We start from the raw sequence: 23,556 nt of genomic DNA, 5'->3' as shown, positions 1-23,556 counted from the left end.
GCTCAGAACCGGAACCCCAGATACCAGATGACGAGCAGCACCGCCACCAGCAGGGCGATGAGCTTCGTGGGGGGCTTGCCCCGCTTGGCGTCGATCCAGTCCTTCTTGCGGTTACGACGTACGCGAATGAGCGACATGGTCCAGAATCCTCTTCTCGATGCACAGCGTGATCTCCAGAGCCGCCCGGCCTTCATCACCGGAGACGGCCGGATCCGAACGCCCGAGCGCCGCATCCCTGAACCCCTCGAGTTCGACCCGCAGCGGTTCCTCAGGGAAACCCTCGAAGGGAATGCGCTCGACGATGTCCTCCAGCCCCGGAGCCGCCTTCGGGTCCGGTCCCCCCTTCCCTTCCTCCACGCTGGCTTCCCGCACGCCTTCAAGCAAGGCGGGCAGGTCCCGCCGGAGCCGCAGGAACTCTCCCCTCCCGCGCGCCAGATCGACGCGCAGGTATCCCGACCGCTGGAACACCCGCAGCATGCGCTGCCCTTCGCTCGACACCCGGCTCGCGGTCAGGTTCGCCACGGCCCCGTTCCGGAAGGTGAGGCGCGCGTTGGCGATGTCCACCGACGGAGTCAGCACCGGGATGCCGGCGGCGGCGATGTCCGCCAGCGGCGCCTGCACGAGCATGCGCACCAGGTCCACGTCGTGAATCATCAGATCGAGCACGACGGCCACGTCCGTGCCCCGGGGGCGAAAGGGCGCCAGGCGCTGCGACTCGATGAAGAGCGGAGCGTCGATGTACGGAGCCGCCGCCCGGAGCGCGCCGTTGAACCGCTCCACATGCCCGGTCTGCACCACGATGCCCGCCCGGCGGGCCGCGGCCAGGATGCGATCCGCGGCCTCGAGCGAAGGCGCGATGGGCTTCTCGATGAGAAGGTGAACACCGCGCCCGGCCGCCGCGAGCGCCACCTCCTCGTGAGAGTAGGTGGGAACCGCCACCACCAGCGCATCTACCTCCGACAGCAGCTCCGGCAGACTGCGGGCCGGCGCAAGCCCGAGCTCCCTTGACACGAACGCGGCCCGGCGCGCGTCCACATCGAAGAATCCCGCCATCCGGACTTCCGGCAGATCGCCGAGAATCCGCGCGTGATGGAACCCCAGGCTCCCGACGCCGGCCACCCCCATGCGGATCGGGGTGGGCGGATTCATCCGAGGGTTAATCCGCGTGCGCTGTTGCGGATGAAGTCGAGAAGGTGGCGAACCTCCGGAATCTGCTCGACGTCGGCCTCGACGCGGGTCATGGCCTGGGACACGTTCAGCCCGGACTGGAACAGGATGCGGTATGCCTGCCTGAGATGCCGGCGGGTACCCTCCGGAAACCCGCGCCTCTCCAGCCCGACCGTGTTGAGCCCGTACAGTCTTGGACGTCCCCCCGCGGCCCGGCAGTAGGGCGGAACGTCCTTCGAGACGCGTGCGCCGCCGCCAACGAAGACATGGGCACCGATGCGCACGTACTGGTGGATCCCCACGAGGCCCCCGACGATGACCCAATCCTCGATTGTGACGTGGCCGGCCATGTTGACCGAGTTGGACAGTACGACGTGGTTCCCCAGGCGGCAGTCGTGGGCCACGTGGACATACGCCATGAGTAGACAGTCGCTGCCCACCACCGTGCGCCCGGACGCGGCCGAGCCCCGGTTGAGGGTCGCGTATTCGCGGACGACGGTGCGGTCGCCGACGATCAGCTCGGAACGCTCGCCCTTGTACTTGAGGTCCTGCGGATCGGTGCCCAGCACCGCGCCCTGGCCAAGGCGGCACCCCTCGCCCACGGAGGTATCCCGTTCAATCAGGACGTGTGGGCCGATTCGGGTTCTCGCGCCGACGCGCACGCCCGGGCCAACGATCGCATAGGGCCCTACGACCACCTCCGCTCCCAGCACGGCCCCGTCGTCCACGATCGCCGTCGGGTGGACATCGGGCTGAACGGTTCGCGAAGGGTCCAGCAGCGAATCCCCCATTCAGTCCACAACCCTCGCCATGAATTCGGCCTCCGCGGCCAGCATCCCGTCCACGTATCCCTTGCCTCTCATCTTGCAGGTCCCGCGCCGGAAGCGCAGCAGCTCCACCTCGCACACCAGTTGGTCGCCGGGCACCACCGGCCGCCGGAAGCGCGCCTTCTGTATGGACATGAGATAGACCTGCTTGTCGCGGGGGTTGCCCACGGAATCGATGAGCAGAAGCCCGCCGATCTGGGCCATCGCCTCCACGATGAGCACGCCCGGCATGATGGCCCGTCCGGGAAAGTGTCCCTGAAAGAAGGGTTCGTTGATGGTGACGTTCTTGATGCCCGTGATGTGGCGACCGCCTTCCACAGCCGCGATCCGGTCCACGAGCAGCATCGGATAGCGGTGCGGCAGGTAGCTGCGAATCCGCTCGACATCGAACGCGGGCGCGGCAGGCGCGCGGTCGAGCTGCTCCGCGACCAGCCGGCCGAGTTCGATGTTACCGCTGTGACTCGGCCGCTCCACCACCAGATGGCCCTGCAGCCGGCTGCCCAGCAGCGTCAGATCGCCCAGCACGTCCCCGATCTTGTGGCGCAGGAATTCGTCGGGGAACCGCAGTCCGTCGTTGGCCACGCCCTCGTCGTCCAGAACGATGGTGTTGGCCAGCGATGCCCCCTGCGCGAGGCCGCGTGCATGCAGCTCCTCCGCGTCGGCGAGGAAGCCGAAGGTGCGCGCCGGAGCGATGTCGGCCCGAAAACCGGCGCCGAAGCTGTCGAACGATCCGGTCTGGCGGCCGATCGCGGGGTGTTCGAAGTCGATGGTCGCGGTGATGCGCAGTCCCGCGCCGGGCGCGAGGATGTACGATTGGCCGCCGGTAGCGCGCAACACGACCGGCTCATCGAGTTCGGCCACCCGTGCGGCCGCTTTCTGTTCCACCACTCCCGCTGCGTCCAGGGCATCCAGGAAGTCCAGGAAGCTCCCGTCCCGGATGGGGATCTCGGGTCCGGAAACGTCCACCCGCACGTTGGTAGTCCCGCTGGCGCCCAACGCCGCCATCAGGTGCTCCACGGTGCGCACCCGGGCTTCGCCCCGGCCGATGCTCGTTCCCAGCTCGGTGTCCACGACGTGATCCAGGGTCGCGGGAATCTCGGGCTTGCCGGGCAGATCGATGCGCCGGAAGACGATGCCGGCGCCGGGTTCGGCCGGATGGAACGACACGGCCGCATGCTCTCCCAGGTGAATGCCGATGCCCTCGAGGCTCACCTCCCGGCCGATCGTGCGCTGCCGGCTCCCGCTCATGAACGCTCCTCCCTGCCGGTCATCACTCGTCCTTCCCCTCCAGCGCGGACAGGCGTTCCTCCAGCTCCTTCACCCGCTCCCTCAGCGCCGGGAGCCTGCGCATCGCCGCCATGGACTTCCAGAACTCCGCGCGCGGGCGCCCGGGAAATCCGACCACGCTGGTCCCGGCGGGGACATCCCTGATCACTCCGGTCTGCACGGCCACGCGTGCCCCGTCGCCGATCTCGAGGTGCCCGGTCGCGCCCGACTGCCCCGCCATCACCACGCCCTTTCCCAGGGTCGTGGAACCGGAGATGCCCACCTGGGCGATCAGGAGGGAGTGGTCGCCCACGTTCACGTTGTGGGCGACGTGGACCAGGTTGTCGGTCTTGGTGCCCGGGCCGATCACGGTGTCCCCGATGGATCCCCGGTCGACGCAGCAATGGGCGCCCATCTCCACGTCGTCGCCGATGATGCAGCCGCCTACCTGGCGGATCTTCTCATGGCCGCCCTCGCTCATCACGAAGCCGAAGCCGTCGGAGCCCACGACGGTCCCGGCATGCAGGACGACGCGCCGACCCAGCCGGGTTCCCGGATACAGCACGACATGCGGGTGCAGGCGCGAGTCGGCGCCGATGCGCGATCCCGCGCCCACCGATACGTGGGCGCCGATGTGCGCGCGGTCACCGACCTCGACATCCTCCTCCAGCACCGCGCAGGCATCGATGCGCACGTCCCGGCCGAGCCTGGCGCCCCTGCCCAGCACGGCCGTGGGATGGATCCCCGGAAGCGCTTCCTCCGGGGGATGGAGCCGATCCAGCAACCGGGCCAGGGCGAGGCGCGGCCGACCGGCGATCAACAGGTTCGGCACGCGGTCGCGAACGGAGGCGGAGAGGCTCTCCGACACCAGCAGGGCCTCGGCCGAGGACGAGTCCAGGTGCTTGAGGTAGCGCCGGTCGCCGAGGAAACCGAGCCTGCCGCGCCCGGCCTGGTCCACCGGCACGACTCGATCGAAGGTCCAGCCGGACTGCCCCTCCAGGCGCGCGCCGGTGAGAGCGGCGGCTCCTGCAAGGTCCATGGTCGTCTCCTGTCCTGCTGCTCTTGTGGCGGGCTCCGTCGTCGAGGACGGCGGGCTCACCGGTTGCCGGGCGGCGTATTCTGCATCAGCCGGTCGATGACCTGCTGGGTCAGGTTGAGTTCGGGATCCGCGGAGACGATCGCCTGGCCGGAAAGGTCGAAGATGATGGAGTATCCGCCCTCGGTCCGGATCTGGTCGATCGCTTCGGTGACCTGATCCATGATGGGCTGCACGAGTTCCGCCTGTCGCCTGCCGGCCTCCCCCTCCAGCTCCGCGGCGCGCTGGTTGTACTCCTCCTGCTTCGCCTGGATGGCCTGGGTCTGGGTGTCGCGCGCCTGGGGCGAGAGCGTGAGCTGCTGCTGCTCGAACTGCTGGATCATGGTCTGCAGTTCTTCCCCGATCTGATCCAGCTCCGCCCGGTAGCGGGCCATGTCGCGCTCGAACTGATCCTGTGCCTCGGTCGCTCCCGGGGCCTGCGCCAGGATCGCCTGCGAATCGATGTAGCCCAGTCTCAGCGGTCCCTGGGCGGCCGCGTCATCGGCCGGCATGAAGAAGGAGCCAGCCGCGAGAACAACTGCTATTGCACGCATATTCCGAGCCTCCCCGAACGCGCGGTCATGATGGAATCGTCTCGTTTTTCCCGAAAACCAACAGCCTGAAAGGATGTCTGCGATGGCCGCGCAACCGCAAGTCCCCCGTGGTACGACGGATCGCTTCCGGGATCAGAAGCCCGGTCCCATCCTGAAATGGAGCTGCCATCCCGGATTGGTCTTGTCGAAACCGTATGCATAGTCGAGGCCCAGCGGCCCGAAGGGCGTGACCAGCTGAGCGCCGACGCCCGCCCCCCGGAACAGGCGCGTGGGCGTGAATTCGGCCGCGCTCACCCAGACGTTGCCGGCGTCGTAGAAGAACCCGAGCGAAAGGTTGTCGTTGAACCGGATCGCGTACTCCACGGTCATCGACAGGAACGCGTTCCCGAGCCTCTCGCCTTCCAGGATCCCCGACCCGGATCCGCGGTCGAAGAAACCGGCCGGGGTGATGGTGGTCTCGTCGTACCCGCGCAGCCTTTCACCGAACTGAACCCCACCCATCCAGTACCGGTCGAAGGGAAAGCGGTCCGCGTTGCCGATGATCGCCCCCGCGCGGACACTGAGCCCGAGGGTCGTCCGGATCGGACGCGCACCGCTCCCGATCTGCCCCACCGGGGTGAACCAGGTTCCCTCGACCCCGTACTTCATGAAGTCGCCGTCCCCGCCCAGGATGCCCCCGTTCATCTCCGCGGACACCACCTGCCTCGATCCCTGGGTGGGGAAGAGATTGTGGTTGAGGGTCTGCCGCTGGAGGCTTACGGAGAGCGTACTCAGAATGCCGGGATCCCTGCCGAACAGGGAGCGGTCGTCGGACCTCGAGAACAGCTCGTACTTGGTGCGCGACAGCGAGTATCCCAGAAACAGTCTGGTACGCAGAGAACCGGGCATCGGGAGCCCGAAGCGGAGAGAACCGCCCTGCAGGCGGCGCTGGCCGGTGGTGAACTGGAAGAACCGGTCGCGCGTGTAGAACGCGGATATCGTGCCGCTCACGCGCGAGCGCCTGAGCGACGGGTCGGTGTACGACAGGGTGAAATTGTTGATGTAACGCCCGAAGTCCCAGCGCACGCTTCCAGCCTTGGCCTGCCCGAAGAGGTTGGGCTGGTCGTACCCCAGGAACCCGGAAAGCCCGTAGCCCCCACCCATCGCGGTGCCGAAGTTCACGGTGCCGGTCTGCCGCTCCGCGACCCGGTACACGATGTCCACGTTGCCGCTTCCGTCGTCGGCCGGCTGGAGACTGGGGAGCTCCATCGGGGTCTCGAAGTACCCGAGGGCGGAGACCGCCTGATAGCTCTGGATCAGCCGCTCTTCGGAGTAGATGTCTCCGGGCAGCGTAAACAGCTGGTCGCGGATGACGCGCTCGTGGGTGTAGTCGTTGCCCTCCACCTCGACCCGCCGGATATACGCGGGAGGGCCTTCCTGAATGCGCCAGCCCACCATGAGGGTAGGGTCGCCGTCGCCGTTCGTCTCGTCGAACTCGTAGAACGGCTCGACGCTGGCCCCCAGGTATCCGTTGTTGCGGTAGAGCGTTCCCACAGCCGTCGCGGCCGCGTCGAAGGCGCTGGCGTCGAACACGGGGTCCTGCTCGTCATCGCCGCCGATTCCGAAGCTGCTGAGCAGTCCTCCCTGTTCCGGCTGATAGAACTGCTCGATCTGATCGGTCGGGAAACGGCTGTTCCCCTCCACCACGAAGTCGCGCACCCGGTAGCGGGGACCCTCGTCGACCGAAACCTCGAGCCGCGATTTCCCCGTTTCGGGGTCGATGACCAAGGTGTCCCCCAGAACCTCGAAGTCGAGATAGCCCTGCGAGCGGTACAGCTCGGGCAGGTGGGCGAACAGATCCTCCTCGAGCGTGCTTTCCTGGTATGAGCCCTGACGGAACCACCAGAACGCCTCCGGCTTGGTGTCGAGAGCTCCGCGAAGCTGGTCGGAGGCCAGGTTTTCGTTGCCCTCGAATTCGACCTCGGCGATGGTGACGCGCTGGCCCTCGGTCACTTCGAGAGTCAGGCGCACGTGTCCCGGCTTGTCGGGGACCTCATCCACCCGCTCGTCGATGCGCGCGAAGGGGATGCCGTCGTCGGCGAGTTCGTTGCGGATGAAGTCGCGCGCGACCGCGAGTTTCTGTGGCGAATAGGGCTCGCCGGTGCGGAGGTCGGCGGTGTCCCTGACGGATCCCTGGCTCAACCGCTCCAGTCCCACGATGTCGACGACGTCCATGATGTCCTGCTCTTCGACGTCGAGCACCAGCAGCACCGGTTCGCCCTGGCCTCCCGCGGCGCTGATCGTAAAGTCCCGGTATTGGCCGGTATTCCAGAGCGCCTTGAGGGCCTCCTGGATGTCGCGGAAGGAAATCGTGGTGCGCGGCTGCAGGGTCAGAACCGCGAGAATCTCCTCGTCGGTCAGGCGCACGTTGCCTTCCACGGTGATGGAATCGACGAAGGTGCCCGCCGCCGGATCCGCCTGCTGCGCCGTCAGGAAAGCGGGCAGGAGGCAGGCGCCGACGAGCGTCGCCGCAAACCTTCCGATGCGCACGGAAGCAGGTGCGCCGGCGCGTCCGTTCACGTCTTGGTCGCGGACGTGGCCCCCAGGGAAAGACCGTCCCCCGCCTCGTTGAGGTCGGCCTGGATCTCGTCCCCGGCGCCGAATTCCGCCGTGAGGATCATCTCCGAGAGCGGATCCTCCAGGTAGCGCTGGATCGCGCGCCGGAGCGGCCGCGCGCCGAATTTCTCGCTGTAGCCCTGCTCCGCGAGGAAACCGACCGCCGCGTCGCTGAGGGTGAGGGTCAGGCTCTCCTCGTCCAGGCGCTCGTGGATCTCCTGGAGCAGGATGTGCACGATCTGCCCGATATCCTCCCGGCTCAGCGCGTGGAAGACGATCGTGTCGTCGACGCGGTTGAGGAACTCCGGGTTGAAGGTGCGATCGATCGCCGCCTGCACCTTGCCGCGCATGAGTTCGTAGCCGGAGCGGGCATCCTCTTCGTGGAACCCCAGGGTGCCGCCCTTGGAGATGTCCCGCGCCCCGAGATTGCAGGTCATCACGATGACGGTGTTCTTGAAATCGATGGTCCTGCCGTAGTTGTCCGTGAGGTGTCCTTCATCCAGCACCTGCAGCAGGATGTTGAAGACGTCGGGGTGCGCCTTCTCGATTTCGTCCAGAAGGACCACGGAATACGGCCGGCGCCGTACCGCCTTGGTGAGGGCGCCGGATTCGTGGTAGCCCACGTACCCCGGCGGCGCGCCGATAAGACGCGAAACCGAGAACCGCTCCATGTACTCGCTCATGTCCACGCGAATCAGCGCATCCCGGTCGGCGAACATGAACTCGGCCAGCGCGCGGGCCAGCTCGGTCTTCCCCACCCCGGTCGGGCCCGAGAAGATGAACGACCCGATCGGCCGCCGCGGATCCTTGAGCCCGGCGCGGCTGCGCCGGATGGCGCGCGAAATCGCCTGAATCGCGGGGTCCTGACCGACCACCCGCTTGTGCAGTTCATCTTCCATGTTGATGAGCCGCCGGGTCTCGGCCTGCTTCATCCGGGTGACGGGGATCCCCGTCCAGCGGCTGACGATGAAGGCGACGTCGTCGGCGGTCACCTCCGGGCGATGATGCCTGCGCGCTTCCTGCCACTCCTTCTGGCGCTCGCGAATGCGCCGCTGCAGCTCGCGCTCTTCGTCCCTCAGCTCCGCCGCCCGCTCGAAATCCTGATTGCGGATCGCCAGTTCCTTCTGCCCCGCCAGCCCTGCGAGCTCCTCCTTCAGTTCCTCGACCTCCGGCGACGGCACCTGGCTGGCGATGCGCGCCCGAGACCCGGCTTCGTCGATGACGTCGATGGCCTTGTCGGGCAGGAACCGGTCGGTGATGTAGCGGTCGGAGAGCTTCGCCGCCGCCGCCAGCGAGTCGTCCGGCAGGTTCACCCTGTGGTGGTCCTCGTAGTGGCCGCGCAGGCCCTTGAGGATGTCCACGGTTTCGGGAAGGGTCGGCTGGTCCACGATCACGGGCTGGAAACGGCGCTCCAGGGCACCGTCCTTCTCGATGTACTTGCGATACTCGTTCAGCGTCGAAGCGCCGATGCACTGGAGTTCTCCGCGAGCGAGCGCCGGCTTGAACATGTTGGACGCGTCGATGGCGCCCTCGGCTGCCCCGGCGCCCACCAGGGTATGCAGCTCGTCGATGAACAGGATGACGTTGCCGCCCTGGGAGATCTCGTTCATGACCGCTTTCAGGCGCTCCTCGAACTGGCCCCGATACTTGGTCCCGGCGATGACCGCGGCCATGTCCAGCGCCAGCAGCCGATGGTCCTTGAGCGCTTCGGTGATCTCCCCCGCCGCGATGATCTGAGCCAGTCCTTCGACGATGGCCGTCTTCCCGACACCCGGTTCGCCGATCAGCACCGGGTTGTTCTTCTTGCGCCGGCAGAGAATCTCCACGATCCGCTCGATCTCGACGCGGCGGCCGATGGTCGGATCGAGCTTGCCGCCACGGGCCAGGTTTGTGAGGTCGCGGCAGAAATGGTCGAGCGCGGGAGTCTTGGACTTCTTGTCCGGCTTGCCACCCGCCGGCACCGCCTGTCCCCCGCCGACATCCGAACTCATCTCGGAGCCAAGCACCCGCAGGCACTCCGCGCGCGCCCTGTCCAGCCGCACGTTCATCGAGTTCAGCACCTGCGCGGCGATGCCCTTCTCCTCCCGCAGGAGTCCGAGCAGCAGATGCTCCGTGCCGACGTAGGAGTGGTTGAGTTCGCGGGCTTCCGCCAGCGCGAACTCAAGCACCTTCTTCGCGCGCGAGGTATAGGGCAATTCACCCAGGGCGATGGTCGCCTTGCCCTTGCGAACGGCCTCTTCCACCCGTTGGTGAACCTGGCTCAGATCCGCGCCCAGGTTCATCAGCACAGTGGCGGCCACCCCCTCCCGCTCACGGATCAGGCCGAGCAGCACATGCTCGGTGCCCACATAGTCGTGTTGCAGCCTGATGGCCTCGTCCCTGGCCATCGCGAGCACCTTGCGAACCCGATCCGTGAAATTGTAGTTCATCTGCCTTTTGTGCCCGCGGGTCGTCAGGAGTCGCGGCCGGAGCCCGAACTGCTCTCCGGAGGTTCCGTGTCCGGAATCACCACACCCTCGGTAGCCAAGATGCGGCGCACATAGGTGGCTCGGTGCGCGTCGCGCTCGCCGGGAGGAAGCTTCCGCCCTGCTGCATCCTCCAGGTGGGCGGACTGCGTGAAGATCATGATCTTGTTGAGCGAGTATACACGGAGTCCAGGGAGAAGTTTCAGCGCCGCGCCGAGGCGAACCCCCGACAGGAGGTTCATCATTTCCTCGAAAGTAAGAGATCGGGCATAGCGCAGTAACCCGTAGGCGCGCCATATCTTATCTTCTGTGACTTGATATGCGTCACGAATCAGTACGCGGCGTGCCCGCCGCTCGTATTCGATGACCTGGCGCACGATGCGGTCGAGATGGTCGACCAGGTCCTCCTCGGTCTTGCCCAGCGTGGTCTGGTTCGAAACCTGGAAGAAGTTGCCGACCACCTCGGAACCCTCTCCGTAGAGTCCGCGAAACGTCAGCCCGACCTGGCTCAACCCCTGAAGTACGCGTCCGATCTCCTTGGTAAGCACGAGCCCCGGCAGATGGATGAGAACCGAGGCCCGCAGCCCGGTGCCGACATTCGTGGGGCAACTGGTGAGATACCCGAGCTCGTGGTCGTAGGCGTAGGGGAGCTCCCGGCCCAGATCCTCGTCCAGCCCGTCCACCATGCCCCACGCCCCTTCCAGCGCGAGGCCGGAGACCAGCACCTGCAGGCGCAGGTGGTCTTCCTCGTTCACCATCACGCTCACCGGATCGCTGGCCGAGAGCACCACTGCGGCCGCACGCCGCGGAAGGTCGGAGTCCGACTTCTCGCCAAGCAGGTCCTGGGAGATGAGCCGCCGTTCCAGAAGAATGCGCCGGGTACCGCCGTCCAGTTCGGCAAGCGGATGGACGCTCGCCTCGGCGAGCAGGTCGACCTTCTCCGCCGTTCGCCGCACGCGCGCCAGCACGGCCCGGCGATCGTTGACCCGTGACTGCGGGCCGAACGCGTACCCCTGCAGGTTGCGGGCGAGGCGGACGCGGGTGGAGAGGACGATATCCGAGTCCGGACCGCTCGCGTCGAGCCACCCGAGACCCCGATCGAAGATCGTGGACAGGTGATCCATCGGTTCCCTACCGGGTCACGGGCTCGAGGGAACGAATCTGGTCTCTCAACTGCGCCGCCCGCTCGAAATCCTCCGTGCTGATGGCGTAGCGGAGTTTTCGGCGCAGGCCCTCAAGGCGCTGCTCGCGCTCGGAGACGGTGGGATCCGGAGGCAGATACACCTTGCCCACGTGCTGCACGCCCCCGTGAATGCGCCTCAGCAGATTCTTCAGGTAGAAGTCGAACGTGGTGTAGCAGTGTGGACACCCCAGGCGTCCGTTCTCCCGGAACCCCGCAAACGAAAGGCTGCAGAAGGTACAGGTCCTGTCTTCCTCTCCGGCCTCCGCGCCCTCCTCCGGGCCGGTCATCTGCGACAGAAAGTCGGTAAGCGGAGAGTGTGCGGGCGGCGAGGGCTGGTTGACCCCGCGGGAAGCGGCGCACTTCTCGCACAGGTGCAGCACGCTGGCCACGTCGTCCACGATCTGAGTCAGATGAACCACGGCCTCCGCCGCGCCGCACTCGCTGCATACCCGGGGATCTTCGCTCACGGGTTTCCGTCTCCCGCTCCCAGTATGCCGTTGTCCAGTTGCAGGACACGGTCCGCGCGCGCGGCCAGCGCGGCGTTGTGGGTTACCAGCACCATGGCAAGGTCGTGGTCGTCCTTCAGCCGGAAGAGAAGATCGTGCAGCTGGTCGCTGGTCCGGCGATCGAGGTTGCCGCTGGGTTCGTCCGCCAGAAGCACCACCGGGTCGTTGGCGAGCGCCCGGGCCACGGCGACCCGCTGCTGCTCTCCCCCCGAGAGCTGCCGGGGCCTGTGCTCGAGACGTTCGCCGAGGCCGACCGAATCGAGGAGGCGGCGCGCGCGATCCTCGGCGTCCGGTCGGGTCCGGCCGGCAATGAGTCGGGGCATCATCACGTTCTCGAGTGCGGTGAAGTCGCGCAGCAGGTGGTGGAACTGAAACACGAAACCCACGTGATGGTTTCGGATCCTGCAGATGGTCTCGTCGTCCAGCCCGGACAACGGCGTCCCGTCGACGAGGACTTCCCCCGATGTCGGCCGGTCGAGCGCTCCCAGCAGGTGGAGCAGCGTGCTCTTGCCCGCGCCGCTCGCGCCGGTGACCGAGACCGCCTCGCCCACGCGAACTCGCAGGTCTACCCCCCGCAGAACACGGAGTTCACTTCCGTTGCCCCCCACGAACGTGCGCACCAGCGAACGGGCCTGGAGGGGTAGCAGGACGGGGTCGTGGACCCCGTGAGGATCCGGGGCCGCTCCATTGCCGGGCGCCGGGCCTGTGGACCGGCCCTCCTCATTCATGGCGAATCGCCTCCACGGGCCGGAGACCGGCCGCGCGGGACGCCGGATAGAGGGTGGCCAGGAAGGTGATGCCCATGCTCACCACGATGATGGTCGCGACGTCCAGCAGGTCCACCGCCACGGGCAGATGATCCAGGTAGTAGAGATCGGCCGGAATCGAGATGAACTGGTAGCGGTCGAGCGCCCAGGCCATCACCAGGCCCAGTGCCACTCCCAGCGAAGTCCCGATCATGCCGATCCAGAGCCCCTGCAGCCGGAAGACGCGCAGAATCGCGCGGTCGGTCATGCCCATGGACTTGAGGATCCCGATCTCCCGGGTCCGGTCCACCACGACCATGACCAGCGTGCTCACGACGTTGAAGGCAGCCACCACGATGATCAGGCCGAGGATGACTCCCATCGCCAGTTCCTCGAGCTTGAGGGCGGAGAAGAACGACCGGTTGGTCGTCATCCAGCTCTCGATGAAATGGCCCGGCCCGACCGCGGCGCGGATTTCCCGGCCCGCGGCATCGGCTTCCCACAGATCCTCCACCCGCACGGCGATGCCGCCGACCTGGTTTTCCCCCGCGATGCCGAGCAGGTCCTGGGCCGCCGCGAGCGTCGTGTAGATGTTGCGCAGGTCGTACTCGTACATGCCGGTCGTGAACGACCCCGCCATCTCGAACTGGCGAACCGTGGGGTACAGGCCGCCGAAGGGACTCTCGTTGACGTTCTCGAGCGACACCAGCACCAGCGTGTCGCCCTTGAAGAGCTGCATGCGCTGCGCCAGCAGACTCCCCACCAGCACCGGAGGGTATCCCGACCCGGTGGGCCCGAGAGAATAGACGCCGTCCTGCAGATCGCGCTCGAAGTCGGTGACGGGCACGCCTTCCGGCTCCGGCAGGACCCCGTAGAGGTCGGCCGTCTGTGCGTACCCGGCGCGCTGGATGCCGACGCTGGTGACCACGAAGGGAGCGGCTCCCACGACGGCATCGACGGTGCGCACACGCTCGAGCACCTGCTCCCAGCCGTCCATGCGCAGCGAGGTGCCCGTCTGCAGCACGAGCACATGGGGGTTGGACCCGAGGATCTTCGCCCGCAGCTCCTCCTGCATCCCGTTCATGACCGAGATCACGATCACCAGCGCCATGACCCCGAGGGTCACGCCGCCGAGCGCGATCCAGGTGATGAGAGACAGGAAGCGTCCCCGCTTGCGCGCCGCCAGGTATCGCCGCGCGATGTACCAGTCCAGACGCCTCAACCCTCTTCTCCTCCGCTCATTCGGGCCTCAGGATGGGGAAGAGAATCACGTCCCGAATGGACGGCTGGTCGGTCAGCAGCATCGTGAGGCGGTCGATGCCGACGCCGACGCCGCCGGTGGGCGGCATCCCGTATTCGAGCGCGCGGATATAGTCCTCGTCGACCCGGTGGGCTTCTTCGTCTCCACCAGCCGCCAGGCGGGCCTGGTCATCGAAGCGCGCCCGCTGGTCGAGGGGATCGTTGAGTTCCGAGAACGCGTTGGCGATCTCGGTGCCCAGCACGAACAGCTCGAAGCGCTCCGTGAGACGTGCGTCACCGCGCTTGGCCTTGGCCAGCGGGGAGAGTTCCCGTGGATGATCCAGGACGAAGGTCGGCGAACGCAGGTCCTTCTGCACCAGCACGTCGAAGAGCTTGTCGATCAGCTTGCCCCGCCCCGCCTTCTCGATGTCCGGCAGGCGAAGCGCCCTGGCGCGGGCCCGCAGTTTGTCGTCCTCCAGCTCCAGGGGGTCGTCGCCCAATGCCTCGCCCAGGGCTTCGACGAGCCGGATGCGCTTGAAGGGCGGAGCCAGCGAGATGCGTTCCCCCTGGTAGGTGACGGTGCGCGCCCCCGCGACCGACGCCGCGATCTTCGAAACGAGCTCCTCCACCAGATCCATCATGTCGTGATAGTCCGCGAAGGCCTGGTAGAACTCGAGCATGGTGAACTCGGGATTGTGAAACCGGCTCAGGCCCTCGTTGCGAAAGTCCTTGGAGACTTCGTACACACGTTCGAAGCCCCCCACGATCAGCCGCTTCAGGTAGAGTTCGTCCGCGATGCGCAGGTAGAGGCGGCTGTCGAGCGCGTGGTGGTGGGTCACGAAAGGACGGGCCGTGGCCCCGCCGTAGAGGGGCTGGAGCACCGGCGTCTCCACCTCCAGGAAGCCGTGGGCGTCCAGGACGCTGCGTGCCGTGGCCACGACGCGAGACCGCGCGCGGAAGACCTCGCGAACCTCGGGGTTGACCGCCAGGTCGGCGTAGCGCTGGCGGTAGCGGGCTTCCGTATCGGCGAAGCCGCTGTGCGTAACCCGCTTTCCGGTCGCGGCGTCCACCTCGGTCTTCCCCAGCGGCAGCGGCCTCAGGGCCTTGGTCAGCAGCGTCCAGTCGGCAACCTGCACCGTCACTTCGCCCATGCGCGTCCGGAAGAGCCGGCCGCGCGCGCCGATCCAGTCGCCCAGATCGAGGAGATCGAGATCCTCGAACGCCTGCTCTCCCACCTGGTTCCTGCGGAAGTACACCTGAATGCGTCCCGATCCGTCTTCCAGATCGGCGAACGCGCTCTTCCCGTGACTCCGAAAGGCGATCATGCGGCCGCCGACGCGCACATCCGCCCCCTGCCCCCGCTCCGACAGCGTTCCCGCCGCTTCCGCGGCCTCGAAGGCCGCTGCGGCGTCCCGAGCCCTGTGGGTACGTGCGTAGCCGTAGTCGAACGCCTCGATCCCGCGTTCTCGCAGGCGCTCCAGCTTTTCCCTGCGGGAGCGCATGCTCCGCTCGAGGTCGCTGACCGGGGAGTGCGCGCGGTCGGGCCTGGCTCTGGTGGATTGCGTCATTGCGGGTCCGGGTGGAAAGACCGGTTATCCGACCCCGGCCGCTCCGAACTGTTTCAGGTAGGCTTCGATGAAGGGATCGATCCTTCCGTCCATCACCTTCTGGACGTCCCCGACCTTTACGCTCGTCCGGTGGTCGTTGACCATCGTATAGGGTTGGAACACGTACGAGCGGATCTGGTTGGCCCAGGCGTTGTCGGACTTCGTGGCTTCCAGCGCCTCGCGTTCCCGCTCGCGCTCCTCCATCGCCCTCCGGTGGAGCGCGGCCCGCAACATCTTCATGGCCGTCGCCCGGTTCTTGTGCTGTGAGCGCTCCTGCTGGCACGACACCACGATGCCGGTAGGCAGGTGCGTGATGCGGATGGCGGAATCCGTCTTGTTCACGTGCTGACCCCCTGCCCCGGATGCACGGAAGGTGTCCACGCGCAGGTCGGCTTCGTCGATGTCGACCTCGATCTCATCGTCGACCACCGGATACACGAAGACGCTGGCGAACGAGGTGTGCCGCCGCGACTGGGAATCGAAGGGTGAAATGCGCACCAGGCGGTGTACGCCGTTCTCCGCCTTCAGATACCCGTAGGCATGGTCGCCTTCGATTTCGAGCGCGGCGCTCTTGATGCCGGCCTCCTCGGCGGGCTGGAGGTCGAGCACCTTGAGGCTGCATCCGCGCCGCTCAGCCCAGCGGGTATACATGCGCAGGAGCATCTCGGCCCAATCCTGGGACTCCAGGCCGCCCGCTCCGGGATGGACTGTGAGAAGCGCCCCGCGGTGATCGTCCTCCCCCTGAAGCATGGTCCGGAGTTCGAGGCCGCTCACGTCTCCGGCCAGCGACTCGACGTTGGACGCCCACTCGGCCTCGATCTCCTCGTCTTCCTCCGCGGCCAGCACCTCCACCCACTCGCTCAGCTCTTCCGCGGTGGCTGCAAGCTCACGCCACGGCGCCACCCAGTTCTTCAGCCGATTGGCATCGGCGATGAGCCTCCGCGCCTCCTCCGGATTGGCCCAGAACCTCTCGCTGGAACGCGCCTGCTCCAGTTCATCCAGTTTCCGTTCCCGTGCGTCGATGTCAAAGATACCTCCGAAGTTCGGAGATCCTGGCTTCGAGGTCACGCAAGCGTTCGATGGCTTCGTTGTGCATGGATCCGATCGTTGAACTGCCCGGCTCGGAGAGCGTCCCCGCTCTCAGAAGAGTTCCTCTCCGCAGGCCAGAGTCGAGTTGAGTTCGTCCTGAAAATAACGACTGTCGTGGGCGAGGTCCTCTCCCACCCGCCGGACGTATTCCGACCACGAACGTCGAACCTCTTCGGCGAAGTCCTCCCGGAGCGTCCCTCGCTCGAGCGCGCGATCGTACCGATCCCGATGGTACCGGATCATGTCGGAGACGAGCACCCGTGCAAGGCGCGCGGCGCGGTCTGCGGCATCGGTTACGGCGAAGGGTCTCGGCGCCTCGTTGTCCCGCGACTTGCCCGAAGGCACGGCGGGCGCCGTCCTCCCGCGCGTGCGCGCACCGGGCAGGTCCACCGGGAAGATGTTCGCGCACTTGCCACAGCGGGCCCGGACGCCTCCCGCCGGCACCTTGCCCGGATCAACCGGATACCGTGCCGAACAGGCGGGGCATTGGACGGTGAATACGGCATGGGATGTCAAGGGAGGCCACCTCCGGGCTCAAGCGGCGACATCTCGCAACAGACTAGGCTCAGCTCGGCACGCGCGCCATGCATCCGCCGAATGGGCGGCACCGCACGCTTCGGATGCATCACGGAAGCAGTTGTCCGCCCACCCACCACCGACCGTGCGCCTCCGGTACCACGACCAGGCGGAACTCGGCCGTGGAGTCCACGGTGCGCAGCCGAGCCGTGATGAAGGCGTCGAAGGCGGCGGCCAGGTGATTCGCCAGGATGACGCCGACGACGGTCGTGACCTGGCGCAGCGCAGCGTCGCTTCTCTGGATCAATCTGTCGTATTCCGCGCGACTGACATCGTCACCGTTCCAGTCCCAATGGAACTCCGGGCCGATGCTCCGGCTGGCGTAGTATTCCATGGCGTGTTCGTACTCCGGCGAACCCGGGCCGAACGGCCCCTGCTCTCCGGACACCAGAAAGATCTCGTTGGCCAGCGACCAGATGGCGCCGTTGAAGGTGGTGGTGTCGGTTTCCGGTTGAACGCCGCCCATGTAGGGGTCCGCGTCGAAGGCTCCCGAAGCGCGGTACTTGCCGAGCGCCTCGTAGTACTCGAAGTCTCCGTCCATGCGTTCCCCCAGCGTTCCGCGCCGCGCGACGAACCACGCGAGGTCGCGGTAGCGGGTGCGGAAGTCGTGCCCCGTTCGCTGCCTGTCGAACAGCAGGCCCCATCCGACGACTTCCACGGCCAGAAACCCCCACCAGCGGCCCCTGTCCAGGCGTCGCTGTCCCCATCCCGGAAGCACACCCGAGTAGAGGAGGGCTCGAGTCGGGGAGATCGTCTCCGGGACGACTTGCCCTGTCAGGACGGCGTCATCCCCGAGCAGACGGGATGCTGCGGGGCCGACGGCGGCGCGGACGCGGCTGGCCGTCCAGGGAAGAGCATGTGTCGCCGCACTCTGCGCTCCGTCGGGAGGCCAGCCGGGTAGCGAGCCTGCCAGCACCGCGTCCCAGACCGGGGAAGACGACCGCTGCACCTCGATGGGGCTCTGACCCGCAAGGCCCGAGGGAGCGACCACCAGAAACACGAGCGCCGGCCACGCAACCCGGCGGCGCGCGGACCGGATGACCTCCGCCGGCCCCGTGGGGGTCATCAGAAGACCACGCCCAGGCTCACGTGCACGGGCTCGGAACCGGTTGCGAGCGACGTCCGGGTGAGGGACCGGGCAACGCCCAGATCGAAACGGCCGACGCGAAGACCCAGCCCGAGTGCCGCCTCGCCCTCTCCGTCGCGCCAGGCGTAGCCCAGGCGGACGGACAGGGTCTCGCTTCCGGTGGTGGCGACTTCGGTGCCGACATGCACCGAGGGCGACCCCGGATGGCGCCACCGCTCCTCCAGTTCCGCCGTGAACCGAAGATCGAACGCCGGCTGCTCGTCGAAGTGGTCCAGAATGTCGTATGCGGCCGCCAGGCGCGCCCGCGCCGGCAGCGGATCCGCCTGTTCGGCGTTGACGACCTGAAGGTCCGGGCCCAGGTGCGCGATCATCAGCCCGAGCCGGAGCGGCACAGCGTCCGAGAAGGTCGCCTGGACGCCGGCGTCCACCGCGTAGGTGGTCGCGGTCACACCCTGGTCCAGGCACTGCCCGCGGCAACCGATGCGGAACTGCACCATCTTGAAGTTGGTCCCCACGCTCACCCGGTCGACCAACTCGGTCGCGAACGACACGACCGCCTGGTAGCCGCGTACGCTCAGTGAACCGAGCACCTCGCCCCCGATGCCGGTCATCTGCTGATCCCCGACGTCCAACTCCTGGTAGGAGATTCCCAGCGTGCCCACCGATTCCCGGCCCATGAGAAAGGAGAAGGCGGTCGCTCTGCCCGCGAGCTGATCGCCCCGATACAGGAAGAACCGGCGATCGCGGACGTGGGCGAGCCCGGCCGGATTCCAGAACGCGCTCTCCTGGGACGGCAGCGCGGTCATCGCCCGCCCCATCGCGATGCCCTGGGCGCCCACCGGAAGGATCAGAAAGAGAGCCCCCTCCGTGGATGGCATTCTGCGCGCGAAGATGGCGGAGGCGTCGGCCGCCGCCGCCAACTCCCCGTCCTGTGTGGTCGCCGGCGCAGGCCAGAACCCCGCGAGCAGCAGCCACAGGACGAACGAACGAGGACTAGCGAGGCCGCTGCGTCTCGTGATCGCGGGGAACGGCAAAGCCCAATCTCCGAAGGTGTCCACGCTTGCGCCGCCATCCGGCCAGCACCTTCACCCGCAGGTCAAGGTACACCCGCCGGTCGACGAAACGTTCGATTTTGGTCCGGGCTCGAGAACCGAGTCTGCGGATCGCGCGCCCGCCGTCTCCGATCAGAATCCCCTTCTGAGACGACCTCTCCACGTACAGGATGGCCTGAATATAGACGGGATCGTCGTCTTCGCGGAACTGCTCGAGCCGGCAAGAGACGGAATACGGTATCTCCTGTTGGTACAACTCGAACACACTCTCGCGAACCAGTTCCGCTACGAAGAAGCGTACCGGCTCGGAGGCGATGAAATCAGTTGGGAACAGGAAGGGCGACCGCGGCAGCTCGGCCTGCAGGACCTCGCGCAGCTCCTTTACGCCGGTGCCGTCGAGCGCCGAGATCGGGAAGACCCGGGCACGAAGTTCCCGCTCCGCTTCCAGCACCAGCGCTTCGACCGCCTTTCCCGAAATCGCGTCGATCTTGTTCAGCGTCGCCATCTGCCGGGCCGGCGCCCGCTCCAGCAGAGCGCGCGGCACGCCCCACCGGCCGCGCCTGGATAACGCGACCGCGTCCAGCACCGCCAGCACGACATCCGCGTCCTCGATCGCCCGGTATGCGGTTTCCACCATGCCCCTGTGAAACAGGTCGCGCGCGGCAAACAGGCCCGGGGTGTCGATGAAGATGATCTGATGCGCCGAGCCCGAGTAGATCCCGGCCACCTGTTGCCAGGTAGTCTGTGGCCTGGGCGTGACGATGCTCAGCTCTTCGCCCACAAGGGCGTTGAGCAGCGTCGATTTGCCGACGTTGGGAGGACCCGCGAGCGTCACGGTGCCGGCCCGGGTGTCGTTCATCAGGGAGTGTCCAGGAGTGAAAAAGAACCCCCCGGAGGTACGCTCCGGGGGGTTGCTGAAAGAAGCTGGCGACGACGTACTCTCCCACCAGGTCGCCCCGGCAGTACCATCCGCGCAGCGGGGCTTAACGGCCGTGTTCGGGATGGGAACGGGTGTTTCCCCCGCGCTCTGGTCACCAGCAACAAGAGTCCATGGGTTGATGAGAGAAGGTCCCGGGCGTCCGGGGTTGGCCTCCCACTGACCGGGAGGCGCAATGTTCGATGGTTCGACGCGTTTCCGGCACATCCCGCCACGCGGGTGCCGGATCCTTCCAGTGAACTCCCCATCACGGGAGTTCAGTTTGATGCGAGTCATGCTGGTCAAGCCTCTCGGGCACTTAGTACGGCTCGGCTGCACATGTCGCCATGCTTCCACCTGCCGCCTATCAACGTGCTCGTCTCGCACGGCCCTTCCGAGGGCTTCACGCCCTGGGAGTGCTCATCTTGAGGTGGGCTTCCCACTTAGATGCTTTCAGCGGTTATCCCTTCCCGACGTCGCTACCCGGCGATGCCCCTGGCGGGACAACCGGTACACGAGAGGTCAGTCCATCCCGGTCCTCTCGTACTAGGGACAGATCCTCGCAACACTCCAACGCCCACGACGGATACAGACCGAACTGTCTCACGACGTTCTAAACCCAGCTCATGTACCGCTTTAACGGGCGAACAGCCCGACCCTTGGGACCTTCTCCGGCCCCAGGATGCGATAAGCCGACATCGAGGTGCCAAACCGCCCCGTCGATGTGAACTCTCGGGGGCGATAAGCCTGTTATCCCCGGCGTACCTTTTATCCGTTGAGCGACGGCCCTTCCATTCGGAACCGCCGGATCACTAAGGCCAACTTTCGTTCCTGCTCGACCCGTCGGTCTCGCAGTCAAGCTCCCTTATGCCTTTGCACTCTTCGCGCGATTGCCGACCGCGCTGAGGGAACCTTTGCGCGCCTCCGTTACCTTTTGGGAGGCGACCGCCCCAGTCAAACTACCCGCCTGCAACTGTCCCCGAGGAGGATTCACTCCCCTGGGTTAGAGCCTCGACAGTGTAAGGGTGGTATTTCACCAATGGCTCCCCATCTCCTGGCGAAGATGGTTCTCAGCCTCCCACCTATCCTACACATGCAATGCCAAGACCCAATAGCAGGTTGTAGTAAAGGTGCACGGGGTCTTTTTGTCCTGTCGCGGGTAATCGGTATCCTCACCGATACTCCAATTTCGCCGAGCTCGCGGAGGAGACAGTGCCCAAGTCGTTACGCCATTCGTGCAGGTCGGAACTTACCCGACAAGGAATTTCGCTACCTTAGGACCGTTATAGTTACGGCCGCCGTTTACCGGGGCTTCAGTTAGGAGCTTCGAGTCCCGAAGGACCCTGACCCATCCCTTTAACCTTCCGGCACCGGGCAGGCGTCAGTGCCTATACGTCGTCTATACGACTTTGCAGACACCTGTGTTTTTACTAAACAGTCGCTTGGACCGATTCTCTGCGGCCCGCTTCGGCTCCGCACGCAACCATGCTTCACCTACCACGGGCTCCCCTTCTCCCGAAGTTACGGGGACATTTTGCCGAGTTCCTTCTCCGCGGATCACTCGCGCACCTTAGGCTCCTCGCCTCGCCTACGTGTGTCCGTTTACGGTACGGTCGCGCCCAGAACTCCCTCACGAGGCTTTTCCTGGCGGTATGATTACGGACCCTTGGCGGGGACCGAGGTCCCCTTCGGCATCGGCGCTCGGCTATCCGGGTCTTTTCTCCCCCGGAAACGCCTACCACCTTGCATCGGAATTCCACCACCCGACGGTCCTTTCACTTCCGCGTCCCCCCTTGAGGTCAAACGCTCTACGCACGGTACAGGAATATTAACCTGTTGTCCATCGCCTACGCCTTTCGGCCTCGGCTTAGGTACCGACTAACCCGGAGCGGATGAACCTGGCTCCGGAAACCTTAGGCTTTCGGTGACAGGGATTCTCACCCTGTTTCTCGCGTACTCATTCCGGCATACTCACTTCCCTGCGCTCCACCTTGACCCTTCCGGGAAGGCTTCAGCGCCCAGGGAACGCTCCCCTACCATGTTCGATCCTTCTCGCGAAGGATCTGATCCATTCGTAGCTTCGGTGACAAGCTTGAGTCCCGACCATTATCGGCGCAGATGCACTTGACTAGTGAGCTATTACGCACTCTTTAAAGGAATGGCTGCTTCTAAGCCAACCTCCTAGTTGTCTCTGCAAACCCACATCCTTTCTCACTTAGCTTGTACTTGGGGACCTTAGCTGACGATCTGGGCTCTTTCCCTCTCGCGAACGGACATTATCGCCCGTCCACTGACTCCCAGGATCCCTCTCGCAGGTATTCGGAGTTTACTTGGGATCGGTAGCCTGGTAAGGCCCCTTACCCATGCAGTGCTCTACCCCCTGGAGATAACCCCTGAGGCTATACCTAAATATATTTCGGGGAGAACCAGCTATCTCCGAGCTTGATTGGCCTTTCACCCCTATCCACAGCTCATCCGAGCAGTTTTCAACCTACAACGGTTCGGGCCTCCACCAGGCATTACCCCGGCTTCACCCTGGCCATGGATAGATCGCTCGGTTTCGGGTCTGCCCCCACGTACTCTGACGCCCATTTCAGACTCGCTTTCGCTTCGGCTTCGGTCCAGAAGACCTTAACCTCGCACGTGAGGAGCAACTCGCCGGATCATAATCCAAAAGGCACGCCGTCACCCCCTCCCTCGTCCGAAGACGGGGATGCGGGCTCCGACCGCTTGTACGCACACGGTTTCAGATTCTATTTCACTCGCCGCCAGGCGTTCTTTTCACCTTTCCCTCACGGTACTCTTCACTATCGGTCACGAGTTCGTATTTAGCCTTGGAGGATGGTCCCCCCAGATTCAACCGGGATTCCTCGTGTCCCGGCCTACTTGGGTACTCCAGCGGCCACCTTACTCGCATTTCGCGTACAGGACTGTCACCCTCTCTGGTCCGCCGTTCCAGGCGCGTTCTGCTATGCTTTCCGGCAACACATTGCTGGAGCCCCGCAACCCCGGCAGAAGTTAAACTCCGCCGGTTTGGGCTCTTCCCATTTCGCTCGCCGCTACTCCGGGAATCTCTTTTGATTTCTTTTCCTCCGGGTACTTAGATGTTTCAGTTCCCCGGGTTGGCGCTCTCAACGAGCGACGGGGTTTCCCCCGCCAGGTTTCCCCATTCGGACATCCCCGGATCGATGCTTGCTTGCAGCTCCCCGAGGCTTATCGCAGCTTGCCACGTCCTTCATCGCCGACTCGTGCCAAGGCATCCCCCGTGTGCGCTTCTTCACTTGACCAGCACAAATCGTTGGTCTCGCATCAAGAAACATGCACAAAAAAACGATGCGCGTTTCACCCAAAGCCCCGGACTTCCTCGTGTGCATTTGCTGCCATACGAGGTGCCCAAGACCTTCTCTCACAAACCCATGTTGTCAAGAAGCAGCGGCACCGACCGAAAGGCGGGCCGCGTTTGCTGTATTGCAATCAGGGTTTCGAGGAAGCAGGCGGGTAGACTCTCGAGAGCTTTTCGGTCGGCCGCGTGCGGCCAACTTACTCGGCGTCTCCAGAAAGGAGGTGATCCAGCCGCAGGTTCCCCTACGGCTACCTTGTTACGAC

18 protein-coding genes and 3 rRNA genes are annotated in these 23,556 nt (G+C 65.7%); all 21 read right to left on the bottom strand.

The genetic code is table 11. From position 1 onward, the window contains the following. Window positions 1–2: 2 nt before the first annotated feature. Entirely contained in the window at window positions 3–137 is a 135-nt protein-coding gene (locus tag OXU32_16900; GenBank protein ID MDE0075633.1) for a hypothetical protein, read from the bottom strand. Continuing rightward, window positions 112–1,149 (bottom strand): Gfo/Idh/MocA family oxidoreductase, encoded by a 1,038-nt coding sequence (locus tag OXU32_16895; GenBank protein MDE0075632.1) that lies wholly within the window; start codon window positions 1,147–1,149, stop codon window positions 112–114. The genes OXU32_16900 and OXU32_16895 overlap by 26 nt, the downstream gene beginning before the upstream one ends. Next, window positions 1,146–1,958, bottom strand: coding sequence for an acyl-ACP--UDP-N-acetylglucosamine O-acyltransferase (gene lpxA / locus OXU32_16890; GenBank protein ID MDE0075631.1), 813 nt, complete (start codon window positions 1,956–1,958; stop codon window positions 1,146–1,148). Before lpxA ends, OXU32_16895 begins: the two co-directional genes overlap by 4 nt. Next, a complete protein-coding gene (gene lpxC / locus OXU32_16885; GenBank protein ID MDE0075630.1) occupies window positions 1,959–3,242 on the bottom strand; it encodes a UDP-3-O-acyl-N-acetylglucosamine deacetylase in 1,284 nt (427 codons plus the stop codon). Window positions 3,243–3,264: 22 nt separating this feature from the next. Further along, on the bottom strand, window positions 3,265–4,299 hold the full coding sequence (gene lpxD, locus OXU32_16880) for a UDP-3-O-(3-hydroxymyristoyl)glucosamine N-acyltransferase (protein ID MDE0075629.1): 1,035 nt from the start codon (window positions 4,297–4,299) through the stop codon (window positions 3,265–3,267). A gap of 56 nt (window positions 4,300–4,355) precedes the next feature. Beyond that, complete coding sequence (locus tag OXU32_16875; protein MDE0075628.1) at window positions 4,356–4,889, bottom strand: OmpH family outer membrane protein; 534 nt, start codon at window positions 4,887–4,889, stop codon at window positions 4,356–4,358. A 132-nt stretch (window positions 4,890–5,021) separates the two neighbouring features. After that, window positions 5,022–7,448: an outer membrane protein assembly factor BamA gene (gene bamA, locus OXU32_16870; protein ID MDE0075627.1), complete on the bottom strand. Its 2,427-nt coding sequence runs from the start codon at window positions 7,446–7,448 to the stop codon at window positions 5,022–5,024. After that, entirely contained in the window at window positions 7,445–9,913 is a 2,469-nt protein-coding gene (locus OXU32_16865; protein MDE0075626.1) for an ATP-dependent Clp protease ATP-binding subunit, read from the bottom strand. The genes bamA and OXU32_16865 overlap by 4 nt, the downstream gene beginning before the upstream one ends. 23 nt (window positions 9,914–9,936) lie before the next feature. Continuing rightward, window positions 9,937–11,073, bottom strand: a complete 1,137-nt coding sequence (locus OXU32_16860) for a protein arginine kinase (protein MDE0075625.1) — start codon at window positions 11,071–11,073, stop codon at window positions 9,937–9,939. 7 nt (window positions 11,074–11,080) lie between these two features. Beyond that, entirely contained in the window at window positions 11,081–11,599 is a 519-nt protein-coding gene (locus tag OXU32_16855; GenBank protein MDE0075624.1) for a UvrB/UvrC motif-containing protein, read from the bottom strand. Beyond that, window positions 11,596–12,366, bottom strand: coding sequence for an ABC transporter ATP-binding protein (locus tag OXU32_16850; GenBank protein ID MDE0075623.1), 771 nt, complete (start codon window positions 12,364–12,366; stop codon window positions 11,596–11,598). The genes OXU32_16855 and OXU32_16850 overlap by 4 nt, the downstream gene beginning before the upstream one ends. Continuing rightward, window positions 12,359–13,606, bottom strand: coding sequence for an ABC transporter permease (locus tag OXU32_16845; GenBank protein MDE0075622.1), 1,248 nt, complete (start codon window positions 13,604–13,606; stop codon window positions 12,359–12,361). The genes OXU32_16850 and OXU32_16845 overlap by 8 nt, the downstream gene beginning before the upstream one ends. Before the next feature lie 16 nt (window positions 13,607–13,622). Continuing rightward, entirely contained in the window at window positions 13,623–15,191 is a 1,569-nt protein-coding gene (gene lysS / locus OXU32_16840; GenBank protein ID MDE0075621.1) for a lysine--tRNA ligase, read from the bottom strand. Between the two features lie 24 nt (window positions 15,192–15,215). Next, a protein-coding gene (prfB, locus tag OXU32_16835; protein MDE0075620.1) for a peptide chain release factor 2 occupies window positions 15,216–16,326 on the bottom strand; the annotation gives its coding sequence in 2 pieces (ribosomal slippage) (window positions 15,216–16,256 and window positions 16,258–16,326; 1,110 coding nt in all). 44 nt (window positions 16,327–16,370) lie between these two features. Beyond that, window positions 16,371–16,835 (bottom strand): zinc-ribbon domain-containing protein, encoded by a 465-nt coding sequence (locus tag OXU32_16830; protein ID MDE0075619.1) that lies wholly within the window; start codon window positions 16,833–16,835, stop codon window positions 16,371–16,373. Between the two features lie 109 nt (window positions 16,836–16,944). Continuing rightward, complete coding sequence (locus tag OXU32_16825; protein ID MDE0075618.1) at window positions 16,945–17,961, bottom strand: hypothetical protein; 1,017 nt, start codon at window positions 17,959–17,961, stop codon at window positions 16,945–16,947. Then, on the bottom strand, window positions 17,961–19,016 hold the full coding sequence (locus OXU32_16820) for a PorV/PorQ family protein (GenBank protein ID MDE0075617.1): 1,056 nt from the start codon (window positions 19,014–19,016) through the stop codon (window positions 17,961–17,963). Before OXU32_16820 ends, OXU32_16825 begins: the two co-directional genes overlap by 1 nt. After that, window positions 18,976–19,893, bottom strand: a complete 918-nt coding sequence (gene era / locus OXU32_16815; protein ID MDE0075616.1) for a GTPase Era — start codon at window positions 19,891–19,893, stop codon at window positions 18,976–18,978. The genes OXU32_16820 and era overlap by 41 nt, the downstream gene beginning before the upstream one ends. Before the next feature lie 63 nt (window positions 19,894–19,956). Further along, window positions 19,957–20,073, bottom strand: a 5S ribosomal RNA gene (gene rrf, locus OXU32_16810). Window positions 20,074–20,248: 175 nt separating this feature from the next. Beyond that, window positions 20,249–23,237 (bottom strand): 23S ribosomal RNA (locus tag OXU32_16805). 270 nt (window positions 23,238–23,507) lie between these two features. Continuing rightward, window positions 23,508–23,556 (bottom strand): 16S ribosomal RNA (locus OXU32_16800); the annotation flags it as partial.

This window comes from Gammaproteobacteria bacterium, assembly GCA_028819075.1.
Lineage (GTDB): Bacteria > Gemmatimonadota > Gemmatimonadetes > Longimicrobiales > Gaopeijiaceae > BD2-11.
This window is presented reverse-complemented; position numbering and strand designations above follow the sequence as displayed.